The organism is Providencia sp. R33, assembly GCF_019343475.1.
GTDB lineage: Bacteria > Pseudomonadota > Gammaproteobacteria > Enterobacterales > Enterobacteriaceae > Providencia.
The window spans coordinates 2473959-2494357 of the sequence record NZ_CP072453.1 but is presented as its reverse complement, the minus strand read 5'-3'; the positions used below and the strand labels follow the sequence as shown (position 1 = coordinate 2494357).

Genomic DNA, 20399 nt, shown 5'->3' with positions numbered 1-20399 from the left:
CCTAGTTAATCGTCAAAAAATTTATTCCACTTTAATGATTTAATCATATCACTTTTCAATCTGTTTGCGGTGACGTAGCCCCGCTAATAATATATTTGTGTGTTCAATAAGGACTTGATTAATAATTTTAAATTCATTTTCATTGATATGTTTCCACCCCGTTTGGCGCAATAAGGTTTCTCTAGCAATGCGAAATGACAGCGTTTCACCTAAAATAGCGTGAGTATGAATAAGTGTCGTGAGGTGATTGGGGTCAGCCCCGATATAAACAGCGATTAAGCGGTTTAGGCGTGAATGGATAGGGCCTAAAGCTTGCTCATGAATGATAGTATAGGCTTCGGTGGGGTTGAGTTGTTCACGTGCTAATATACGAGAAAAGCTTAAGTTTTTCTTTTCCAACTGGAAATAGTTATAGGCGATGACCGTTTTTTGCAGTAAATCGAGAGCTTCCTGAGGTGTTCTTTCATTAACAGGTTGATTTAAAAAATGGTCGATAGCACTAAATACATCATGAAAACTCTCTTTAATATTTTTAGCGATCATTTTTGCAACCGCTAAATAAAGCCCTTCTTTGGAACCAAAATAGTAGGAAATAGCAGCAATATTTTGCCCTGATGCTTGCGCTATTTTTCGGGTGGTAGCCCCATCAATCCCTTGTTCTCCATAAACATCCGCTGCTGTAAGTAGTAGTTGTAACTTTGCGTTTTCTCCCCGCAAAGTTGGTGACGAATTTATATTCATAAACATTCCTTTAAATCAGAATTAAATCATATCTTATAAGCTCTAATTGGCTCTTTATGTTTAAATGGAGTCATAAACGACAACTCATAGTGTTGTATAAGTATATATACTATATAGAGGGAATTTTATATTAATTTATTACCCAAACTAAATTAATATATTTATCACCATCAAATAATGTTAGAATTTTGCAATGTCGCACGGCAGTTTGCGCTTTTTTCTTCTGACTCACTTCCCCCAGAACTGCCACAATCAACTTGAAGCGGTGAAGCCCGGAGTAATTTAATTTGACAACTTTTTCAGACCTCGCGTTAAACGAGGAAATTTTGCTTGCCATTAATGAGTTAGGCTATGAAAGTCCAACGCCTATTCAACAACAAGCTATCCCAGCAGTGCTTGCAGGAAACGACCTTCTTGCGAGCGCGCAAACTGGAACGGGTAAAACCGCAGGCTTTACGCTGCCGATTTTACAAAAACTGGTTTCTAACCCTCGCGGTAATAACCGTCGGCCAATCCGCGCACTAATTTTAACGCCAACGAGGGAGCTTGCGGCTCAAGTTGCTGAAAATGTAAAAGAATATAGTCGTCACTTGCGTATTCGTTCATTTGTTGTTTTTGGTGGGGTGAGTATTAATCCGCAGATGATGAAACTGCGTGGTGGCGTTGATATTTTAATCGCCACACCAGGTCGTTTATTGGATTTAGAACATCAAAATGCGGTTGACCTTTCTCAAGTTGAAATGTTTGTATTGGATGAAGCTGACCGTATGTTAGATATGGGCTTTATTCACGATATTCGCCGTGTTATCAATAAATTACCTAAGAAACGCCAAAACTTACTGTTTTCAGCAACCTTTTCGGATGACATTAAACAGCTTGCAAATAAGTTGCTAAATAACCCTGTTACTATCGAAGTTGCACCTCGAAATTCAGCGTCTGAGCAAATAACGCAATATGTTCATCTGGTGGATAAAAAGCGTAAAGCTGAGTTACTATCATTTATGATTGGCCGTGATAATTGGCAGCAAGTTCTTGTTTTTACAAGAACAAAACACGGAGCAAATCGTTTAGCTGAACACTTGAATAAAGATGGTGTTAAAGCTGCGGCTATCCATGGTAATAAGAGCCAAGGTGCACGGACACGCGCTTTAGCGGACTTTAAATCAGGGGATATTCGTGTTTTAGTAGCAACTGATATTGCTGCACGCGGCCTTGATATTGAGCAACTGCCTTATGTGGTCAATTTTGAATTACCAAATGTCGCCGAAGACTATGTACACCGTATCGGTCGTACTGGCCGCGCAGATGCGACAGGTATGGCGGTGTCATTAGTGTGTATTGATGAAGCTAAACTGCTTAAAGATATCGAAAAACTGCTGAAAAAATCGATTCCACTGATGGCGATTGACGGTTATGAACCTGATCCATCGATTAAAGCCGAACCGATTCAAAAAACACCACAGCGTAATGAGCGTCGCTCTGGTGATAGAAACCATGGCAACAAGACTAAGCCGCCACGTCGTAGCCATTCGCCTGCTGCGAAAGCTGGTGGTAACAGAGGCTCTGCATCTACATCACCGTGGAAAAATGCCCAGAAAAAAGTGAGTCAAGGGCGTAATGACGGTTAATTGTTATAAAAAATAATGCGGTTGTTCGAAAAAAGCGATCGCATTAAATTTTAAGGGGGTAAGGCTTGGCTTTATTCCCTTAAAATTCGCTTCTCTTATTTTTAAGTATTCACTTAAACCAATCGTTTGATTGTGGGCACTCCTCTCCTTTGCAATTAATTTTCGACTTATTGAACTAAGAAAAGGTATTATAGCAGGCTGAAATTAGCGCCTTTATTTCCATGGTGAATGTATTGGTGCGGTTCATAGTTCATAAAAATTAAATTTTACCTTTGCCGTTTTTTGTGTGAGTCATTTATGCGTGTTTTATTAGCTCCTATGGAAGGAGTTTTAGACCCCCTTGTTCGTTCTTTATTAACTGGGGTTAATGATTATGACCTTTGTATCAGCGAATTTATACGAGTCGTTGATACGTTATTACCTGCAAAAACATTTTACCGCCTATGCCCAGAGCTAAAATATCAAAGTCGAACATCGTCGGGAACCTTAGTTCGCGTGCAATTACTTGGCCAGCATCCTCAGTGGTTGGCTGAAAATGCTCATCGAGCCATTGAACTAGGGTCATGGGGAGTTGATTTAAACTGTGGTTGCCCTTCAAAAACAGTCAATGGCCATGGTGGCGGGGCAACTTTGCTCAAGCAACCAGATTTAATTTATCGAGCGGCAAAAGCGATGCGTGAGGCTGTGCCGAAAGAATTTCCAGTATCCGTCAAAGTGCGCTTAGGTTGGGACAGTATTTCATTCGCTCATGAAATTGCGGATGCTGTTCAACAGGCAGGAGCAACTGAGTTAACGGTGCATGGACGCACAAAAGAAGATGGTTATAAAGCGGAACGTATTAACTGGCAAGCCATTGGTGAAATTCGTAGTCGGTTATCAATTCCAGTTATCGCAAATGGTGAAATCTGGGATTATGACAGTGCTCAACGTTGCCTTGAAGCGACAGGCTGCGATGCGGTAATGATTGGTCGAGGAGCGCTGAATACCCCAAACCTTAGCCGTGTAATTAAATATAATGAAATTAAAATGCCTTGGAAGCAGGTTGAATCATTGTTACTGAAATACACAGAGCTAGAGAAGCTTGGTGATACAGGACATTACCATTCTGCTCGTATTAAACAATGGCTGGGTTATTTACGCAAAGAATACCAAGAAGCAGATGAGCTATTTTCACAGGTTAGAGCCTTGAAAAATGCTGAGCAAATTGCAGCTGTAATTTTGAAAGTTGTTAGCCACTAATTGTAAATAATCTTATTTGGTTATTATTTTTATTTGCGAATTTAACGCATAGCGTCTTTACTTAAAGCATATGTTAGGTGTATTCATTACCTATGATTGAGTAAAACCTAGTCTTGGGAGGCTTTAAATGGGTGTTATTGCGTGGATCATTTTTGGTTTGATAGCCGGTATTTTAGCTAAATGGTTAATGCCAGGTACTTATCATATGGGCTTCATTATGACAACAGTTCTAGGGATTGTTGGGGCTGTAGTGGGGGGGTATATCAGCACATTTTTTGGTAAGGGCAAAGTGGATGGTTTTAACTTCGGCAGCTTTGTTGTCGCGGTCATAGGTGCCATTGTTGTGCTCTTTTTAGCTGGGTTGTTTGCAAAATAGCGCTAATAAGCTAAAAAATTTCTTAAATAAGCCACTGGATATCAGTGGCTTATTTCTTATATGAATTTAAAAACTAAGGTTCTATTGGTAAGCCATTATTTTGGCCCCATTCAGCCCATGAGCCATCATATAAACGCACGTTCGTGTTACCTAATAGCGTTAATGCCATAAGGATCACAGCGGCTGTCATTCCAGAGCCACAGGTGGTTATTGATGGAGCTTGGATATCAACGCCTTGCTCTGCAAAGATGGCTTTTAAGTCTTCAGGGGATTTAAACTCGCCATTAGCGACTAATAAGTCCCAAGGAACATTTTTACTGCCAGGAATGTGACCCATACGTAAACCAGGGCGAGGCTCTGGCGCTTGTGCAAGAAAGCGAGGAGCGGCACGAGCATCAATAATTTGTATTTGACCTTCGTTAACAATCTCAAGAACTTGCTGCTGATTTAATGCATTAGAGCCTTTACGGGATGCGTTAAAATGTTTACGCGTAGGTGGTATAACCTCACCTGATTGAGTGGCAAAACCCGCTGTTTTCCAAGCATCAATCCCCCCAGACAGGATTTTTACGTTTTTGCATCCCATTGTTGTGAATGTCCACCAAGCACGTGGTGATGAAAATAAATTATTTTGAGAATAAATAATAACTTGAGTGTCATTATCAATTCCCATTGCGCTAACGGCTTGGCTAAAGATTTCTGCACTTGGCAACATATGGGGTAGGTCACAGGTTTTATCCGCGATTTCATCTTGGTGGAAAAACTGCGCGTTTGGAATATGCTCTTCTAAATAACGCTGGCGGCAATCATACGGAGCCGTCGGGGGAGGAGATGAAGCATCAAGTACAATGATATTATCATCAGATAAATGCGTATTAAGCCATTGAGGACTTACAAAATAATCGTTGTACATAAGCTATCTCCGTCCTGGGTTGATAAATGATTCGCAGCTATTGAACTTGGTTTGGCGCAGGCAATAATGATGGCGATTGTGGTTGCCCTTGCTCTAGCGGGGTTGTGGAACGAGTGTAGATGTTCATCCCTGCAAGGACGATGCCGCCTACAGAACCAAAAGCGCATAATGCGCAAAGTGCGATAACAACCTTTTTCATTTTATATAGCCTGCGTAGAAATAAGAACCCAAAGTATAACTGGATGACTGTTGCAAACAAGTTAAAAGCGATTTTTTCTGCCTCTGAATTGGTGTTTTGCAAAAGGCTTCCCAATTTTTATGTATAATGGGTTTTAATACAGTAGTTTTGCGAAGCGGTTGGCAAACGTTATTTTTTGCGTTTTCCTGCCGCTGTTATTTTCGTTATTTTACATCTCACATTTGGTCATCAGCGTAATTTATGTCCCTATCAAACAAAATCAAAGAACAAATAACCCAGTGGTACAAAGGGTTATCACTACAAATTGATGGGTTTGTTTCCCGAGCACCACAGCGCCAAATGATTGCGGAAGTTGCTAAAAATTTAGCAGATGATGGTGGCCGCCATTTGGTTATAGAAGCGCCAACAGGAGTAGGGAAAACACTTTCATATTTAATTCCAGGTATAGCAGTGGGTAGGGAAGAAGGAAAAACGCTGGTTGTTAGTACGGCAAATGTGGCATTACAAGATCAAATATTTAGTAAAGATTTACCGTTACTGAGTAAAATTATTCCAGATCTAAAGTTTACGGGTGCATTTGGGCGTGCCCGTTATGTTTGCCCACGAAATTTAGAGGCTATTTGCGCCGCGGAAGGGGAGCAAATTGATTTAATGCTGCTGGTGGAAGATAAAACGGAGATAGCTAATAGCGAAGAGCGAGCTATTTGCCAACAGCTGCGTAACGACTTCAATGCTTTTGCATGGGATGGCTTACGTGATCACCATAAACGGGCTTTTCCCGATAGCTTATGGCGTAAAGTTAGTACGGACAAAATGAATTGCTTGGGGCGTAATTGCCAATTTTATCAACGATGTCCGTTTTTTATTGCTCGGCGTGAAATCGAAGATGCTGATGTTGTCGTGGCTAACCATGCTTTAGTGATGGCAGCGATGGAAAGTGAGTCAGTTCTACCTGATCCGAAAAAACTGTTATTAGTTTTGGATGAGGGGCACCATGTGCCAGATGTTGCGCGGGATGCCCTCGAAGTTGAAGGCGAAATCACATTAGTACAATTGAATGCTCAGGTAGATAATTTTATTAGTCATGTAGGGCAATATTTAGCGCAATTTCGGCCAGTTAAACCGCCTAAATTAGCAAATCCAGAAAAATTACAGCTGCATGCCGAAAAACTGCGTGAGACGTTCCGTGATTTTTCGTTGTTAGCGAATGCTGTATTGCCTGAAACATCAAAAGAAAGCGAATACCTTTTTCCGTTAGGTGTGTTACCTGATGCAATGCAACTGTGTTGCCAAGATCTTTTTAAACAAACGGATGCATTAAAAGGTTTAGCAGAGTCAATATTGAGTGATTTGACGGAACAAACTGCAAAACAAGATATCGTGCGTTTACACCGTTCCATACTCACAACAAGCCGTGCGATGGGCTACTTTGAAAATATGGCTAAACTGTGGCGATTAGCGGCTCTTGAGCAAAGTTCAGGTGCACCTGTCTCGAAATGGTTAAGTCGACGTTATGAGAAAAACCAGTCCCGTATTTTTATGCACTGTGCAGGGATCCGTGTGAGTGAGCAGTTACAGCACTTATTGTGGCGTAATGTACCACACATTGTTATTACGTCTGCAACACTCCGCTCCTTAAATAGCTATTCACGCTTTATGGAATTAACGGGGTTATCTGAAAAGAGCGATGACCATTTTGTGACACTCTCTTCACCGTTTAACCATATTGAGCAAGGAAAAATTATTATTCCTCAAATGGAATATGAACCGACAATAGCCAATGAGCCACAGCATCTTGCCGAGATGGCTGCATTTTTTCGTGAGCAATTTACTCAAGAGCAGCATCGTGGTGTTTTGGTGTTATTTAGTAGCCAAAGGGCGATGGAAGGGTTTCTTGAACACGTAAAAGATTTACGATTACAGTTGTTGGTTCAGGGCGATCAGCCACGCTATCGCTTGGTTGAGACCCATTGTGAAAGAGTGAGTAAAGGTCAAGTGAGTGCACTGATCGGCCTACAGTCATTTGCAGAAGGGCTTGATTTAAAAGGTGAGTATTTAACACAGGTCCATATTCATAAAATTGCATTCCCACCAGTGACGAACCCCGTTATTGTGACTGAAGGGGATTGGCTAAAATCCTTAAAGCGCTATCCTTTTGAGGTGCAAAGTTTACCTAGTGCTTCTTTTAATTTAATTCAGCAAGCAGGGCGCTTAATTCGTAGTCATGAATGTTATGGTGAAATTATTATTTATGATAAACGGTTATTGACCAAAAATTATGGGAAGCGTTTATTAAATGCGTTGCCTGTTTTTCCAATAGAACAGCCTGAAATGCCAAAAGGCATAAATAAAAATTAGTCCTCAGGTGCTTTCAAAATAAAAGGCCACAATTAAGTGGCCTTCAGGTCAATTTAAATTGACTCTATTGCACGACATTACTCAATATTTGCTTCTAAGAACCACAGAAATTTGTCCATATCGCGAGACGCTGCGGTGAACATATCGGCAGTATCTTCATCTTCGACTTCATCAATGGCTTTACGAATATCATTCGCAACAACAGCATAGCGATCTGCGAGTGCTTTTAAATGATCTTGTACACTGTGAATATTAATTGGGTAGGCTTCTAGCGATGTGAAGCGATTAACTTCCTGAGTCGTTCCAATTGCAACTCCACCTAACTGGACTGCACGCTCTGCAAACTCGTCTAAATGCTCAACTAATGTGGTTCTAAAACCATCTAACATTTCATGAACGGCAATAAAATTACGACCACGCATGTTCCAGTGAGCCTGTTTGGTCATTAAAGATAAATCTGTAAAATGAACAACCATAACATTTAAAATACCAATGGTTTCTAATTTTACGCTATCTTCCAAGTCGTTACGAGTATATAAAAGTTCAGTTGAAGATGTTTTAAATAATTTAGCTGTACTCATGATTCATCCTCTTTTTAAACATTGAAACTGGTTAATAACCTCATCTGCTAATAAATATAAAGTATTCAGTTTAATCTGTCATAGTGTAATAAACGATTAATTTAATAGGCGGATTCGATATGCTTTATTACACTTGGTTTTATTGTGGCTGGTGAAAATTAATTATTTTTCGCAATAAGTGCGATAGGCGAAATTAATATTAATTTAAAACAACTTTAATAAAAAAATATGACAAAAATATGAAATGTTAATGGCAGGATAACAGGTTAATAAACTGAGTGAACAAGCTTATTAACCTAATTAAGACTTCAAAAAACAAGGTATTATTTGTTTTATCTACGAGACTTCTTCAATTTTTGATTTTTGTGAGGCTGTTGATGTTGAGCCGATAGAGGCACAAACGATGCACAACAGGGCTAACCATTGAGTTAAGGTCAGGTGCTCTTGTAAGAAAACAATACCGAGAAATGCACCCATACAAGGTTCTAGGCTCATTAACATGCCAAACGTTCTTGCTGGAAGGCGTGTTAAGGCAATCATTTCAAGGGTATAAGGAAACGCTGTCGATAAGATAGCGACGGCTAAAGCGAGAGGCAAAATGGCTGGGTCAAACATTACCTCAAAACCTGTTTGCATTAGACCGATAGGGAAAAAGATAAGCGCAGAAATAAAGGAGCCAATTGCCACTGTTGCTGCGCCGTAACCTGCCCCTGCGCGCTGGCCAAAAATAATATAAATTCCCCAACATACCCCAGCCCCTAATGCATAAATGGCACCAAGTGGGTCGATGGAATTGATGTTATCACCGATAGGCAGCAAAAAGAGTAACCCAACAATGACCAGCCCAATCCACAGAAAATCGATAGGCTTACGCGAAGAAAACATCGCAACTGCTAATGGGCCTGTAAATTCCAGTGCAACAGCTATCCCAAGAGGGATGCGTTCAAGGGATAGGTAAAATAGGTAATTCATTGTTCCGAGGGATAACCCATACGTTAACAATGGAACCAATGAGTTTCTTCTAAACTTTAAGCGCCAAGGCTTAAAGATAACAAACAAGATAATGGTGGCCAGTAATAAGCGTAAACCTGTTACACCGGGAGCGCCGATAAGAGGAAATAATGTTTTAGCTAAAGACGCTCCACTTTGAATTGAGGTCATTGCTAGCAATAATAACCCTATTGGTAATAGTGGAAATGCGCTCTTTTTGGTATCGGCAGACATAAATAATAAAACCTCAGAAAAACGTCACTAAGTTAGCAAACACAGATAAATTTAATCTGTGTTAAAAAATAAAGCACTATGAAAAGTAATTTCCTAATGATTATCTCATAAAATTGGCTTGCTTTATATTTGTTTGTTGACTGATAGCACTCGTTGGAGAGGGTTAAAATGTGATATAGGGAATTGATGTTGGTTTAGGGAAATAGCAATGGGATAAAAAGAGATTAATATGATTTTATTATGGCAAATAATCGGGGTTGAGCTTCTTTAACACTCCCGTATAATCCTTTTTTCATTAAAATTCATAATAAAATAACAAACGAGGACGTAATGGGAAAAATTAAAAGTATTGCAGTGTATTGTGGCTCTAGTATGGGGAAACATGAAGTTTACCAGCAAAAAGCCATCGAGTTTGCCAAAGAGATGGTCAAGCGTGATATTACATTAGTTTATGGTGGTGCTAGTGTCGGGATTATGGGGGCAATTGCTGATACAGTTTTATCGTTAGGTGGCAAGGCGATAGGGGTGATACCGTCATTGCTTGAAGAGCGTGAAATTTCACATAAAAACCTGACCGAGCTGTATAAAGTTGAAACGATGCATCAACGTAAAAGCAAAATGATTGAGCTGGCGGATGCCTTTGTTGCTTTACCGGGCGGATATGGCACGTTAGAAGAATACGCAGAAGTATTTACATGGAGCCAAATTGGCCTGCATACCAAGCCTTGTGCGTTGCTCAATATCAATAATTATTGGCAGCCATTAATTGATATGACAAATAAAATGGCTGATGAAGGCTTTTTACACGAAAAGTATCGTCATATGGCAATTGTTAACGACTCGCCAGCGGCGTTAATTGATAGCTTTGAATCTTATATTGCACCGCCAGTAAAAACATACGATTAAGCTGGGTAAAATAATGGAGAAATGATGATAAGAGAAGCAACATGTGATGATTTACATGCAGTTTTATTCCTCTATCAGACCTTATTTACTGAAATGGCATTGCTTGACCCTGAGCGTATGAAACCAGCTGAACAATCGCAAGCATTCATTGAAAATGCTATTATTGATGATAAGTTTCATCTATTAGTGGCTGAATTTGAAGGTGAAGTTAAAGGGTTTTGTATTGCTCAGCACCAATCGGCGGATCCTTACAATTGCATGGTTCCACGGGATTTTGCCTACGTTTTTGATTTGATTGTCTCTCCAGATTTTCGTGGCGAGAGAACAGGGCATCAGTTACTTGATGGCATGAAGGGTTGGGCAAAAGCTAAGGGATTTAGCCATTTAGAATTATCTGTGTTAGCACAAAACCATAAAGCGGTTCGCTTTTATGAGCGTGAGGGTTTATCTGAAATTACTCGCACCATGGGCATTAAGTTATAATTTACCTCATATCGGTCGAATATGGCCGATTCATCCTCTTTTTTTGTATGTTAATTAGTCATTATCTATTCCTAATATAATTATATTTTTAATATATTGTTTTATATTAACTTTATTATTTTTGATATTTTTAAAACACCTAATTTAGATTATTTTCATTTTTACATTAAAACGAAAATGGTTAGGGGTTATATGGAATATCCGTTTAAAATAAAGCGAGTCTCACCCGCATTAGGTGCTCTTATTAGTGGTATCGATCTATCCCAAGAATTAGATGAGAAGCAGTTTACAGCGCTAAATTATGCGTTACAGGCATATCATGTTCTTTTTTTTAGAAATCAACCTATACAACCTAAACAGCAAAAACAATTTGCCCAACAGTTTGGCTTATTACACACGCATCCGATTTACCCTCATACGCCTGAATGCGAAGAAATAATGGTACTTGATACGGATGAGCACAACCCACCAGATAACGATAATTGGCATACTGATGTTACATTTATTGAAACACCGCCGATGGGCGCTGTTTTAGCGGCAAAGCATATTCCCGAATTAGGCGGGGATACTTTATGGGCCAGTAGTGTTGCGGCTTATAGTGCCTTGTCTGTTCGGTGGAGACATATGCTGATTGGCCTACAAGCCGTGCATGATTTTACTAAATCATTCCCAGAGTACCGTTTTAATCATTCAGAAGAGAGTTATTCAAGATGGTTGAAAGCCAAAGAAAATAATCCGCCAATATTACACCCTGTCGTTAGAACACACCCACATTCTGGCAGAAAAGCGCTGTTTGTTAATGAAGGTTTTACTACTCGTATCATTGGGTTAACACCAAAAGAGAGCGAGTCAACATTAGCTTTTTTATTCGAACATATTAATAAACCTGAGTTTCAGGTGCGTTGGCAATGGCAAAAAGACGATATCGTGATTTGGGATAATCAAATGACACAACACTATGCGACAGCGGATTATTTACCCGAAAGGCGTATTATGCACAGGGCAACAATAATGGGCGGTGTACCTTATTAGAATGGTTGTGAAATGAAGAATATCAAAAACAGCACAAGATCTAAGCGTCCGATTATGGCATAATGCGCCGCTATTTATACCCGTCGAATTACAGGCCATAGAAATCTCAGTTTTCTTTACTGTTTAAAGCAGTGCTGTTTGCTTTTTCTATGATGAACATTCTTTAAGACGGGTAACTCTACACCGTTTAATTTAAGGCATAGCAGTGTTAACAACCAACAATATCACTATGCAGTTTGGCAGCAAGCCACTGTTTGAAAACATTTCAGTTAAATTTGGTACAGGTAACCGTTACGGTTTAATCGGCGCAAATGGTGCGGGTAAATCGACGTTTATGAAGATCTTAGGTGGTGATTTAACCCCAACGGCGGGTAACGTTAGCACAACGGATCCAAATGAGCGTATTGGTAAACTTCGCCAAGATCAGTTTGCGTTCGAAGAATATACAGTTCTGGATACGGTCATTATGGGCCATATCGAATTGTGGAATGTGAAACAAGAGCGTGACCGTATTTACGCATTACCTGAAATGAGCGAAGAAGATGGCTACCGTGTCGCTGACTTGGAAGTCGCTTATGGTGAAATGGATGGTTATAGCGCAGAAGCACGTGCGGGCGAATTATTACTGGGTGTAGGCATTCCTGTTGAGCAACATTATGGCCCAATGAGTGAAGTTGCACCGGGCTGGAAGCTGCGTGTATTACTGGCTCAAGCCTTATTCTCTAACCCAGACATTCTGTTACTTGATGAGCCGACGAACAACTTGGATATTGATACTATCCGTTGGTTAGAGCAAGTCTTGAATGATCGTAACTGCACCATGATCATTATTTCCCATGATAGGCACTTCCTCAATACGGTTTGTACGCACATGGCGGACTTAGATTATGGTGAATTACGCTTATTCACGGGTAACTATGATGAATATATGATTGCAGCGACACAAGCACGTGAGCGCTTAATTTCTGATAATGCGAAGAAAAAAGCGCAAATTGCTGAACTGCAATCTTTCGTTAGCCGCTTTAGCGCTAACGCATCTAAATCAAAGCAAGCGACATCACGTGCGCGTCAAATTGATAAAATTCAATTGGATGAAGTTAAAGCCTCTAGCCGCCAAAATCCATTTATTCGTTTTGAACAAGAGAAAAAACTGTTCCGTAATGCCCTTGAATTAGAAGGGGTAGCGAATGGTTATGATCAAGGCCTACTCTTCAAAAACGTCAATTTGCTGCTTGAAGTGGGTGAGAAAATGGCGGTTATCGGTGCCAATGGTATTGGTAAAACCACGTTCTTAAAAACCTTAATGGGTGATCAACCTGCAATAAGTGGGATGGTTAAGTGGTCAGAAAACAGCAGTATTGGTTACTATGCACAAGACCACGCTGAAGATTTCGAAACTGATCTGAACGTTTTTGACTGGATGAGCCAGTGGAAAAGCGAAGGTGATGATGAGCAGGCAGTGCGCAGTATCTTAGGCCGTTTATTGTTCTCACAAGATGATATTAAGAAGAAAGTGAAAGTGTTATCTGGTGGTGAGCAAGGGCGTATGTTATTTGGTAAGTTGATGATGCAACAACCAAACATTTTGATTATGGATGAGCCAACTAACCACTTGGATATGGAATCCATCGAATCATTGAACTTAGCACTTGAGATGTACCAAGGAACGCTAGTGTTTGTCTCCCATGACCGTGAATTTGTTAGTTCACTGGCAAGTCGCATTTTAGAAATCAAAGAAGATAAAGTTGTTGATTTCAAAGGTACATATGATGAGTACCTGACAAGCCAAGGTGTTGTTCTGTAAACCTTGCTTTATCTAAAAATAAAACCCCAGTGACGTAATGTGACTGGGGTTTTTTGTTTGTCAAAACGAGTAACTGGGGTGACCTAGTTCTTTTTTACAAACTCAGATTTCAGCTTCATTTGACCAAAACCATCAATTTTACAATCGATATTGTGGTCACCTTCGACTAAGCGAATGCCTTTCACGCGTGTACCGATTTTGAGCATGGTCGAGCTGCCTTTCACTTTCAGGTCTTTGATTACAGTGACGGTATCGCCATCTGCTAACAAATTGCCGTTGGCATCTTTAACAATCAGTTCATCAATCTCTGCCACAGGTTCTGCGTCATTCCATTCGTGCGCACATTCAGGGCAAATATACATATCGTTATCAGTATAGGTGTATTCAGACTGACATTTCGGGCAAGGAGGGAATTGCATATTCATACTCTCAGTAGCATTATCAAAATAATAAAACGTGGTGATGTTTATACGTACAGGCACCACAAAAGAGAGATAGTATAAGCTCAAAGGGCAATTAAATTATTTTTTCGGAATAATCTTAATTTTGCATCTGAGAAGAGATTAAAAAGGCGAAAATAATTTCGCCTAGTTGAGCAATAATTAGCTTTATCGGCAGACTTCACAGTGTGGGTCTTTACTCAGTTTAAACTGGCGAAAATCCATTGTCATTGCGTCAAACAGTAACACTTTGCCTGAATTCACTTTGCCATAATTGGCGAGTAGTTTAATGGTTTCCATCGCCTCTAATGTGCCGATAGTTCCAACGAGTGGAGACATCACACCCGCCTCAACACAGGTTAAGCTATTTTCACCAAATAAGCGGCTTAAACAGTGATAACAGGGGGTGCCATCTTCATAAGTAAAAACAGACAGTTGGCCTTCCATTCGTATTGCAGCGCCAGAGACTAACGGTTTTTTCTGAGCCAAGCACAAACGGTTAAGTTGCTCACGAATAGCGACATTATCGGTGCAATCTAAGATGACATCATGGCGAGTAATTAACTCACTCAGCTGCGCATCTTCAAGCTGCGCATTAACCACATCAATATGAATGTGGGGGTTAATCGCACAAAGTTGCGACTTTGCAGAATCAACTTTGGGTTCGCCAATTGTGGCATCCCGGTGCAAAATCTGCCGTTGTAAGTTAGAAAGCGATACGGTGTCAAAATCAACTAGCGTTAAATGGCCAACACCCGCCGCCGCAAGATATTGAGTTGCGGCACAACCTAAGCCGCCTAAGCCAATGACCAGCACTTTTCCCGCTTTGAGTTTTTCTTGCCCGTCAAAATCAAAGCCGCGAAGAATTATCTGGCGGTTATAACGGAGCATTTCGTTATCGCTAAGTTCTTGCACGGTAATTATTCACTTTTTAATAAGTAGTTAAACATTTCAACTTCAACTGTTTCGCCTGCTTCAACACGGCCACGTTCTCTTTCCAGCACAATAAAGCAGTTCGCTAAGCTAAAAGAGCTAAATACGTGTGAGCCTTGATGGCCTGTGGTAGCAACTTGCAGCTGGCCTTGCTCATTGGCACTTAAAATACCGCGTTGAAAATCCAGGCGACCCGGTGTTTTTTTCAATGGGGTGCTGACTGGCACTTTGAAACGAAGTGGTGCACGCCATTGGCTGTTGCCTGCAAGGCGAGCGATCAACGGCTGAACTAGCTGATAGAAAGTTAATGCGGCTGAAACGGGGTTTCCTGGTAATCCGCAAAACCAAGAATGACTGAGTTTACCGAAGGCAAATGGTTTGCCCGGTTTGATGGCTAATTTCCAAAAACCAATGGTACCTAACTCGTCAAGGATTTGCTTGGTGTAGTCGGCTTCACCGACAGAAACACCACCGCTGCTTATCACTAAATCCGCGTGTTGATCCGCTTCAATAAAGGTTTGTTTTAGTTTTTCAGGGGAGTCAGGGATCACACCTAAATCTAACACTTCACAATTGAGCTTTTCTAACATTAAGCGAACAGTAAAGCGGTTGGTATCATAGATTTGCCCGTCACTAAGTGGTTGGCCTACAGCTTGTAGCTCATCACCAGTAGAGAACACGGCCACTTTTAAGCGACGATAGACCGTCACATCAGCAATACCGAGTGAGGCGATTAATGGCAATTGGGCGGTTGTGAGTAAAGTTCCGGCAGGGAAAACCGAACTACCTTGGGCAATATCTTCGCCAGCTTTACGGACGTTGCTGCCTTTTTTAATTGGTTGAGTGAATAGGATGCCGTCATCTGTTTGTTCAGTTGATTCTTGCATCACTACCGTATCAACACCTTGAGGAATAGGTGCACCAGTCATAATACGCACACAGCAACCTGCTTTCAGTTCACCTTCCATCGGGTTACCTGCGAACGACCTGCCTGCAACTGGCATCGGGGTTTTTCCATCCCAATCCGCAAAACGCAAGCCATATCCATCCATTGCCGAATTATCAAAGGGAGGGACATTGATAGGGGAAATAAGGTCAGTGGCAATGATCCGCTGCGCTGATAAAGTCAGTGGAATGATTTCTGTACTTGTCACGGTTTTGGTTTGAGAAAGTAATTTTTCCAATGCAAGATCTAAAGAAATCAAATCGTTAGTATGACACTGATCCATAAATAATGACCCTCATTATTGTGAGATGCCTTGAGGCCTAAAATGTGTTTGTAATGCATATTATGGCAGAAATCATGGGTTGGGTGAACGAATAGAAATTGATTACCGATAGCTTTTGGGCAGATATTAGTGATTTGAATAACAAATAAATGCACAAAACGATAAAGCTGTTTTTGTTGTATTAATGTTAAATAGTAAGAATGTAAACTACTCTAGGTACAATGTTTCTAGAACGTATTGAGTGAAAATTGTGTCAATGAAAACAATTATATCTTCACCAAGCCGTAGTGCTACCGCGTTTCATGTCGCTTTTACTGGTTTTCTTTCATTAATTGTGGTGATGGGGATTGGGCGATTTACCTTAACACCTCAAGTCCCTTTAATGATTGAAGAGCACCAATTAACGCTATCGAGTGCCAGTATTGTGGCTGCATGTAACTACCTTGGTTACCTGCTAGGTTCTTTTGACGCTATGCGAGCACGTTCACATGTCGAAAGACGTATGTGGTTGGGTGTATGGGGTGCTGTCGCTATTACGTTACTCAGTGCACTGCTTAATGGCCCGATATTACACAGTATTGCCCGTTTTGTGATTGGCTGGGCGAGTGGTATTGCGTTGGTTTTGGTGGCGGCGTGGGCCAATGAAACCCTTGCGAGGCTTAATCGACCTGCGCTTAGCGTGGCGGTGTTTGCAGGAACAGGAACGGGGATTTTCGTTAGCGGCATGCTAGCGGTAGAGATCCAACGATGGCATTTAACCGCGAGTGAAGCGTGGGTAATTTATGGTGTGCTCGCGTTGATTTTGAGTCTGTACATCAGCCGCTATTTACCCCGTTCAGGGCAGTGGCAACGGCCTGCGGGGGAAATTAAAAAATTAACGTTAACTCCTGAAATCAAACGTTTGGTTTGGTGTTATGGGCTCGCGGGGTTCGGGTATATTTTGCCTGCCACTTTTTTATCCCAAATGGCGGCGCAGCGTTTCCCTGATAGCTTGTTTGCTCAGTTTGTTTGGCCTGTTTTTGGTGCATCTGCGGTAGTTGGCATTTTATTAGCGATGTTGTTGCGAAATTTATCTACAACGTGTAATCGGCTAGCAATTAGCTTATGGCTACAAGGCATGGGGATATTGCTTGCAGAAGTGATCCCCAGTATTTATGGGCTAGTTATCTCGGCGGTATTAGTCGGAGTAGGGTTTATGTGTACAGTGCAATTAGCGTTGCAGCTTGGCCGTGAATTAGCACCTGATCATAACCGTTTTATGGCGGGGCTACTGACCACCTTTTATGCTATCGGTCAGTTAGTAGGGCCAACGCTGTCATTTATTTCTACGTCTTTAACGGGAAAATTAGAACCCGCATTGTACGTCGCACTTATCGCGTTGGTGGTCGGGGGTGGATTGGTTTATCGTCGCTCTAACAAATAGCTTTGTTAATAAATATTTAACTGATCATGTTTTATAAATAATGGCGATTTGCAGCAATGGGTTTACCATAGTGAGTAAAATTGTTGATGGGAATGCAAATATTTCACACCCGTTGTTGCGGTTGTGCTGGATTATCTGCACCTGCTGTTTTAGAGTACGGCGCACACCTGCATTTTTATAAAAATAGTCACACCATTTGTGGAGGATCACATGTCATCTCTCAGTAAAGAGGCCGAATTAGTTCACGCTGCGTTGGAAGCCAGAGGGCTAGAAACCCCTTTGCGTATTCAGCCAAAATCAGGCGATGAACGTAAGCAACTGATTGAAGGGCACATGACAGAGATCATGAAGCTGCTCAACCTTGATTTAACAGATGATAGCCTCGCGGATACGCCTCGTCGTATTGCAAAAATGTACGTTGATGAGATCTTTTCAGGGCTAGATTATGCTAATTTCCCTAAAATCACATTAATTGAAAATAAAATGAAAGTGGATGAAATGGTGACGGTGCGTGATATCACGCTAACTAGCACTTGCGAACACCACTTTGTCACTATTGATGGTAAAGCGATAGTGGCTTATATCCCAAAAGATAAAGTGATTGGGTTATCGAAAATCAACCGTATTGTGCAGTTTTTTTCCCAGCGCCCGCAAGTTCAGGAACGTTTGACGCAGCAAATTTTAGTCGCACTGCAAACCTTACTTGGAACTACGAATGTGGCTGTTTCCATTGATGCGGTGCATTATTGCGTTAAAGCGCGTGGTATTCGTGATGCGACCAGTGCTACCACTACAACATCGTTAGGTGGGTTATTTAAGTCGAGTCAAAATACACGACAAGAGTTTTTACGTGCGGTTCGTCACCTGTAATTTATGACAACCATCACACCATCAAGTCGCATCAAGCAACTTGATACCGTTCGTGGCATGGCAATTCTCGGTATTTTTTTGTTGAATATCTTTGGTTTTGCTTTGCCACTCGCGGCCTATTTAAATCCTTATTACACCGCTAGCACGCCTCCTTCAGAAGCCTTTATTTGGGTTGTTTTTAATCTGTTTTTTCAAGGGAAAGTCCTCGCTATTTTTTCGATTTTATTCGGTGCAACACTGGCGCTATTGCAATCGCGAACTTTGCGGTGGAATCATCGACGTTTGTTTATTTTAGCCTTATTTGGCGCGATTCATGGAATTGGTCTCTGGGATGGTGACATCCTACTGGCTTATGCATTAACGGGGCTGGTGGCTACGTATTTATTGAATCAATATGATGACGGCGCATTATTGAAAATAGCGGTATCCATTTATTTAATTGGCTTACTTATTCTGCTTATTTTAGGTTGGGGGGTTGATCCTAAAGGCTTTTGGCAGACATCAGATGAACAAATATATTTTGAATACAGCGCAAAAACAGTAGGTGGCATCGAGGGTGTTATTTATCGCATAAAAGAAATTCAAGCGATGCTGCAAATGTTATTTATTCAGTATGGTTGGCAGCTTATTGCATTGATGATTATTGGTGCATTACTAATACGAAATGGTTGGTTACGTGGGCAATTTAGTGCCATGCATTATCGCCGCATGGCGCTGATTTTTATTGTGCCTTCGCTACTTATTCAAGTGATTGCGTTATATGGACAGAGCCAGTTTGGTTGGAGTTATTTTTCGACTTCAATTATTGGCTATATCATTAATGAGCTAGTTATTCCTTTCCAGTCACTGGGTTATATTGCTTTGGTATATGGTTTTTGGGGCTATATTCAGCATGCTGTGGTTGTTTCATGGTTACAAAATATTGGTCGAATGGCATTGAGTAACTACATTTTACAAACACTGATTTGTACCACTATTTTTTACCATATGGGGTATTTTGCACAATTTACCCGTTTTGAGTTATTGGCTTTTATTCCACCTGTTTGGTTAGCGAATATTCTGTTTTCGTATTATTGGTTACGATTTTTCAACCAAGGCCCATTGGAATGGGCGTGGCGAAAGCTAACGGAAAAGTTAAATCAAAAGAATGAGTACCGTTAATTTAATTTGTTGATTTCATCAGGGGATACAGCAGGGTAGCCTTTGGTGCCATCGGGCATTCTTATTGGGGCAGGAATGGATTCTTGCTCGCCTAAAAACCTCGGTTCACGTTTTAAAACATATACATCAGCAAGTGCACCTAAGCGTGCAAATACTTCTCGAACACGGACTTTGAACATCCCTGCAGGCGCTGGTACTGCATAGCACTGTGCGTCAATACCTTTATGCTTAGCGATAAAAACGGCGCGCTCACAATGGAAGCGTTGTGTGATAATCGTGAAGTTATCGGTATCAAATACTTTTTTAGTGCGCACAACGGAGTCTAAAGTGCGAAACCCTGCAAAATCCATCACAATTTTAGAGGCTGGGACTCCTGCTTTAATTAAATCCTTACGCATATTAATGGGCTCATTGTAATTATGAGCGCCATTATCACCACTGAGTAGCAAATATTTAACTTTTCCACTGTGATAGGCTTCTGCTGCACCTTTGATACGGTTAGTGTAATAGAGATTGGTGGCACCAGAGGTATAGTATTTGGATGTGCCAAGTACCATGCCAACATCACGGGCAGGCAATTGCGCTACATCCTCATAGATATAGGGCGCGGTATCCCAGCTAATCCAGCGATCAAGTAGAATAATGGTCGTAACTGCTATCCCTGCAAGAATAAGAAGACCAATAAGCAGACGTTTCCTCATGTCCTAGCCTTGAAAATAAAAATCATAATAGAAAAATGTTAGCCTCAGTAGAGCAGCTTCTAGGCTACTTGACTTAAATTAGTGACGCAAGTCGTCCAACGTAAAATCATGTCAATGTTGATAGCGGATCCAAAGTTGACTGCTATTAAGCCTGAAAA

Annotated in this window: 20 protein-coding genes; 11 read left to right on the top strand and 9 right to left on the bottom strand. The window is 41.0% G+C overall.

Annotated elements, in window-relative coordinates:
- Window positions 1-48 precede the first annotated feature (48 nt).
- Entirely contained in the window at window positions 49-747 is a 699-nt protein-coding gene (gene cecR, locus J6836_RS11735; protein ID WP_219244250.1) for a transcriptional regulator CecR, read from the bottom strand.
- Window positions 748-1028: 281 nt separating this feature from the next.
- Here cecR and rhlE point away from each other — a divergent pair, with 281 nt between their 5' ends.
- From rhlE to J6836_RS11720, 3 genes are all read left to right on the top strand, one after another.
- Window positions 1029-2369 carry an ATP-dependent RNA helicase RhlE gene (gene rhlE, locus J6836_RS11730; protein ID WP_219244249.1) on the top strand — a complete coding sequence of 447 codons (1341 nt, stop codon included), beginning with the start codon at window positions 1029-1031 and terminating at the stop codon, window positions 2367-2369.
- A gap of 297 nt (window positions 2370-2666) precedes the next feature.
- Window positions 2667-3608, top strand: a complete 942-nt coding sequence (dusC, locus tag J6836_RS11725; RefSeq protein ID WP_219244248.1) for a tRNA dihydrouridine(16) synthase DusC — start codon at window positions 2667-2669, stop codon at window positions 3606-3608.
- Between the two features lie 127 nt (window positions 3609-3735).
- A complete protein-coding gene (locus tag J6836_RS11720) occupies window positions 3736-3984 on the top strand; it encodes a GlsB/YeaQ/YmgE family stress response membrane protein (RefSeq protein WP_219244247.1) in 249 nt (82 codons plus the stop codon).
- 73 nt (window positions 3985-4057) lie between these two features.
- Here the strand turns inward: J6836_RS11720 and sseA are convergent, their stop codons facing one another.
- Complete coding sequence (gene sseA / locus J6836_RS11715) at window positions 4058-4897, bottom strand: 3-mercaptopyruvate sulfurtransferase (protein WP_219244246.1); 840 nt, start codon at window positions 4895-4897, stop codon at window positions 4058-4060.
- A gap of 37 nt (window positions 4898-4934) precedes the next feature.
- A complete protein-coding gene (locus J6836_RS11710; protein ID WP_219244245.1) occupies window positions 4935-5096 on the bottom strand; it encodes a hypothetical protein in 162 nt (53 codons plus the stop codon).
- Between the two features lie 240 nt (window positions 5097-5336).
- Here J6836_RS11710 and dinG point away from each other — a divergent pair, with 240 nt between their 5' ends.
- Window positions 5337-7454 (top strand): ATP-dependent DNA helicase DinG, encoded by a 2118-nt coding sequence (dinG, locus tag J6836_RS11705; RefSeq protein WP_219244244.1) that lies wholly within the window; start codon window positions 5337-5339, stop codon window positions 7452-7454.
- A gap of 77 nt (window positions 7455-7531) precedes the next feature.
- Here the strand turns inward: dinG and dps are convergent, their stop codons facing one another.
- Both dps and rhtA read right to left on the bottom strand, forming a co-directional pair.
- Window positions 7532-8035 carry a DNA starvation/stationary phase protection protein Dps gene (dps, locus tag J6836_RS11700; protein ID WP_206085362.1) on the bottom strand — a complete coding sequence of 168 codons (504 nt, stop codon included), beginning with the start codon at window positions 8033-8035 and terminating at the stop codon, window positions 7532-7534.
- Window positions 8036-8371: 336 nt separating this feature from the next.
- Window positions 8372-9259: a threonine/homoserine exporter RhtA gene (rhtA, locus tag J6836_RS11695; RefSeq protein WP_219244243.1), complete on the bottom strand. Its 888-nt coding sequence runs from the start codon at window positions 9257-9259 to the stop codon at window positions 8372-8374.
- A gap of 330 nt (window positions 9260-9589) precedes the next feature.
- On the opposite strand from rhtA, the gene J6836_RS11690 reads away from it, so the two are divergent.
- From J6836_RS11690 to J6836_RS11675, 4 genes are all read left to right on the top strand, one after another.
- Entirely contained in the window at window positions 9590-10165 is a 576-nt protein-coding gene (locus J6836_RS11690; protein WP_219244242.1) for a TIGR00730 family Rossman fold protein, read from the top strand.
- Window positions 10166-10189: 24 nt separating this feature from the next.
- A complete protein-coding gene (locus J6836_RS11685; RefSeq protein ID WP_219249489.1) occupies window positions 10190-10648 on the top strand; it encodes a GNAT family N-acetyltransferase in 459 nt (152 codons plus the stop codon).
- 192 nt (window positions 10649-10840) lie between these two features.
- Window positions 10841-11680 (top strand): taurine dioxygenase, encoded by an 840-nt coding sequence (gene tauD, locus J6836_RS11680; RefSeq protein WP_219244241.1) that lies wholly within the window; start codon window positions 10841-10843, stop codon window positions 11678-11680.
- Window positions 11681-11909: 229 nt separating this feature from the next.
- Window positions 11910-13484: an ABC-F family ATPase gene (locus tag J6836_RS11675; RefSeq protein ID WP_442959476.1), complete on the top strand. Its 1575-nt coding sequence runs from the start codon at window positions 11910-11912 to the stop codon at window positions 13482-13484.
- Between the two features lie 83 nt (window positions 13485-13567).
- On the opposite strand, the gene J6836_RS11670 is transcribed toward J6836_RS11675, so the two are convergent.
- From J6836_RS11670 to moeA, 3 genes are all read right to left on the bottom strand, one after another.
- A complete protein-coding gene (locus J6836_RS11670) occupies window positions 13568-13903 on the bottom strand; it encodes a zinc ribbon domain-containing protein YjdM (protein WP_219244239.1) in 336 nt (111 codons plus the stop codon).
- Between the two features lie 189 nt (window positions 13904-14092).
- Window positions 14093-14815 carry a molybdopterin-synthase adenylyltransferase MoeB gene (gene moeB / locus J6836_RS11665; RefSeq protein WP_255586415.1) on the bottom strand — a complete coding sequence of 241 codons (723 nt, stop codon included), beginning with the start codon at window positions 14813-14815 and terminating at the stop codon, window positions 14093-14095.
- A gap of 29 nt (window positions 14816-14844) precedes the next feature.
- Window positions 14845-16086 carry a molybdopterin molybdotransferase MoeA gene (gene moeA, locus J6836_RS11660; protein ID WP_219244237.1) on the bottom strand — a complete coding sequence of 414 codons (1242 nt, stop codon included), beginning with the start codon at window positions 16084-16086 and terminating at the stop codon, window positions 14845-14847.
- Between the two features lie 256 nt (window positions 16087-16342).
- On the opposite strand from moeA, the gene J6836_RS11655 reads away from it, so the two are divergent.
- From J6836_RS11655 to yeiB, 3 genes are all read left to right on the top strand, one after another.
- A complete protein-coding gene (locus tag J6836_RS11655; protein WP_219244236.1) occupies window positions 16343-17509 on the top strand; it encodes a YbfB/YjiJ family MFS transporter in 1167 nt (388 codons plus the stop codon).
- Between the two features lie 210 nt (window positions 17510-17719).
- Entirely contained in the window at window positions 17720-18379 is a 660-nt protein-coding gene (gene folE, locus J6836_RS11650) for a GTP cyclohydrolase I FolE (protein ID WP_206085371.1), read from the top strand.
- A 3-nt stretch (window positions 18380-18382) separates the two neighbouring features.
- Window positions 18383-19540, top strand: coding sequence for a DUF418 domain-containing protein YeiB (gene yeiB / locus J6836_RS11645; protein ID WP_219244235.1), 1158 nt, complete (start codon window positions 18383-18385; stop codon window positions 19538-19540).
- On the opposite strand, the gene sanA is transcribed toward yeiB, so the two are convergent.
- Window positions 19537-20241, bottom strand: a complete 705-nt coding sequence (sanA, locus tag J6836_RS11640; RefSeq protein ID WP_219244234.1) for an outer membrane permeability protein SanA — start codon at window positions 20239-20241, stop codon at window positions 19537-19539. The genes yeiB and sanA overlap by 4 nt on opposite strands.
- Window positions 20242-20399 lie beyond the last annotated feature (158 nt).

Excerpts from the sequence above, each read along its gene's own strand:
- cecR (WP_219244250.1), bottom strand. The coding sequence starts at position 747 with ATGTTTATGAATATAAATTCGTCACCAACTTTGCGGGGAGAAAACGCA.
- dusC (WP_219244248.1), top strand. The coding sequence starts at position 2,667 with ATGCGTGTTTTATTAGCTCCTATGGAAGGAGTTTTAGACCCCCTTGTT.
- J6836_RS11720 (WP_219244247.1), top strand. The coding sequence starts at position 3,736 with ATGGGTGTTATTGCGTGGATCATTTTTGGTTTGATAGCCGGTATTTTA.
- sseA (WP_219244246.1), bottom strand. The coding sequence starts at position 4,897 with ATGTACAACGATTATTTTGTAAGTCCTCAATGGCTTAATACGCATTTA.
- J6836_RS11710 (WP_219244245.1), bottom strand. The coding sequence starts at position 5,096 with ATGAAAAAGGTTGTTATCGCACTTTGCGCATTATGCGCTTTTGGTTCT.
- dinG (WP_219244244.1), top strand. The coding sequence starts at position 5,337 with ATGTCCCTATCAAACAAAATCAAAGAACAAATAACCCAGTGGTACAAA.
- dps (WP_206085362.1), bottom strand. The coding sequence starts at position 8,035 with ATGAGTACAGCTAAATTATTTAAAACATCTTCAACTGAACTTTTATAT.
- rhtA (WP_219244243.1), bottom strand. The coding sequence starts at position 9,259 with ATGTCTGCCGATACCAAAAAGAGCGCATTTCCACTATTACCAATAGGG.
- J6836_RS11690 (WP_219244242.1), top strand. The coding sequence starts at position 9,590 with ATGGGAAAAATTAAAAGTATTGCAGTGTATTGTGGCTCTAGTATGGGG.
- J6836_RS11685 (WP_219249489.1), top strand. The coding sequence starts at position 10,190 with ATGATAAGAGAAGCAACATGTGATGATTTACATGCAGTTTTATTCCTC.
- tauD (WP_219244241.1), top strand. The coding sequence starts at position 10,841 with ATGGAATATCCGTTTAAAATAAAGCGAGTCTCACCCGCATTAGGTGCT.
- J6836_RS11675 (WP_442959476.1), top strand. The coding sequence starts at position 11,910 with ATGCAGTTTGGCAGCAAGCCACTGTTTGAAAACATTTCAGTTAAATTT.
- J6836_RS11670 (WP_219244239.1), bottom strand. The coding sequence starts at position 13,903 with ATGCAATTCCCTCCTTGCCCGAAATGTCAGTCTGAATACACCTATACT.
- moeB (WP_255586415.1), bottom strand. The coding sequence starts at position 14,815 with ATGCTCCGTTATAACCGCCAGATAATTCTTCGCGGCTTTGATTTTGAC.
- moeA (WP_219244237.1), bottom strand. The coding sequence starts at position 16,086 with ATGGATCAGTGTCATACTAACGATTTGATTTCTTTAGATCTTGCATTG.
- J6836_RS11655 (WP_219244236.1), top strand. The coding sequence starts at position 16,343 with ATGAAAACAATTATATCTTCACCAAGCCGTAGTGCTACCGCGTTTCAT.
- folE (WP_206085371.1), top strand. The coding sequence starts at position 17,720 with ATGTCATCTCTCAGTAAAGAGGCCGAATTAGTTCACGCTGCGTTGGAA.
- yeiB (WP_219244235.1), top strand. The coding sequence starts at position 18,383 with ATGACAACCATCACACCATCAAGTCGCATCAAGCAACTTGATACCGTT.
- sanA (WP_219244234.1), bottom strand. The coding sequence starts at position 20,241 with ATGAGGAAACGTCTGCTTATTGGTCTTCTTATTCTTGCAGGGATAGCA.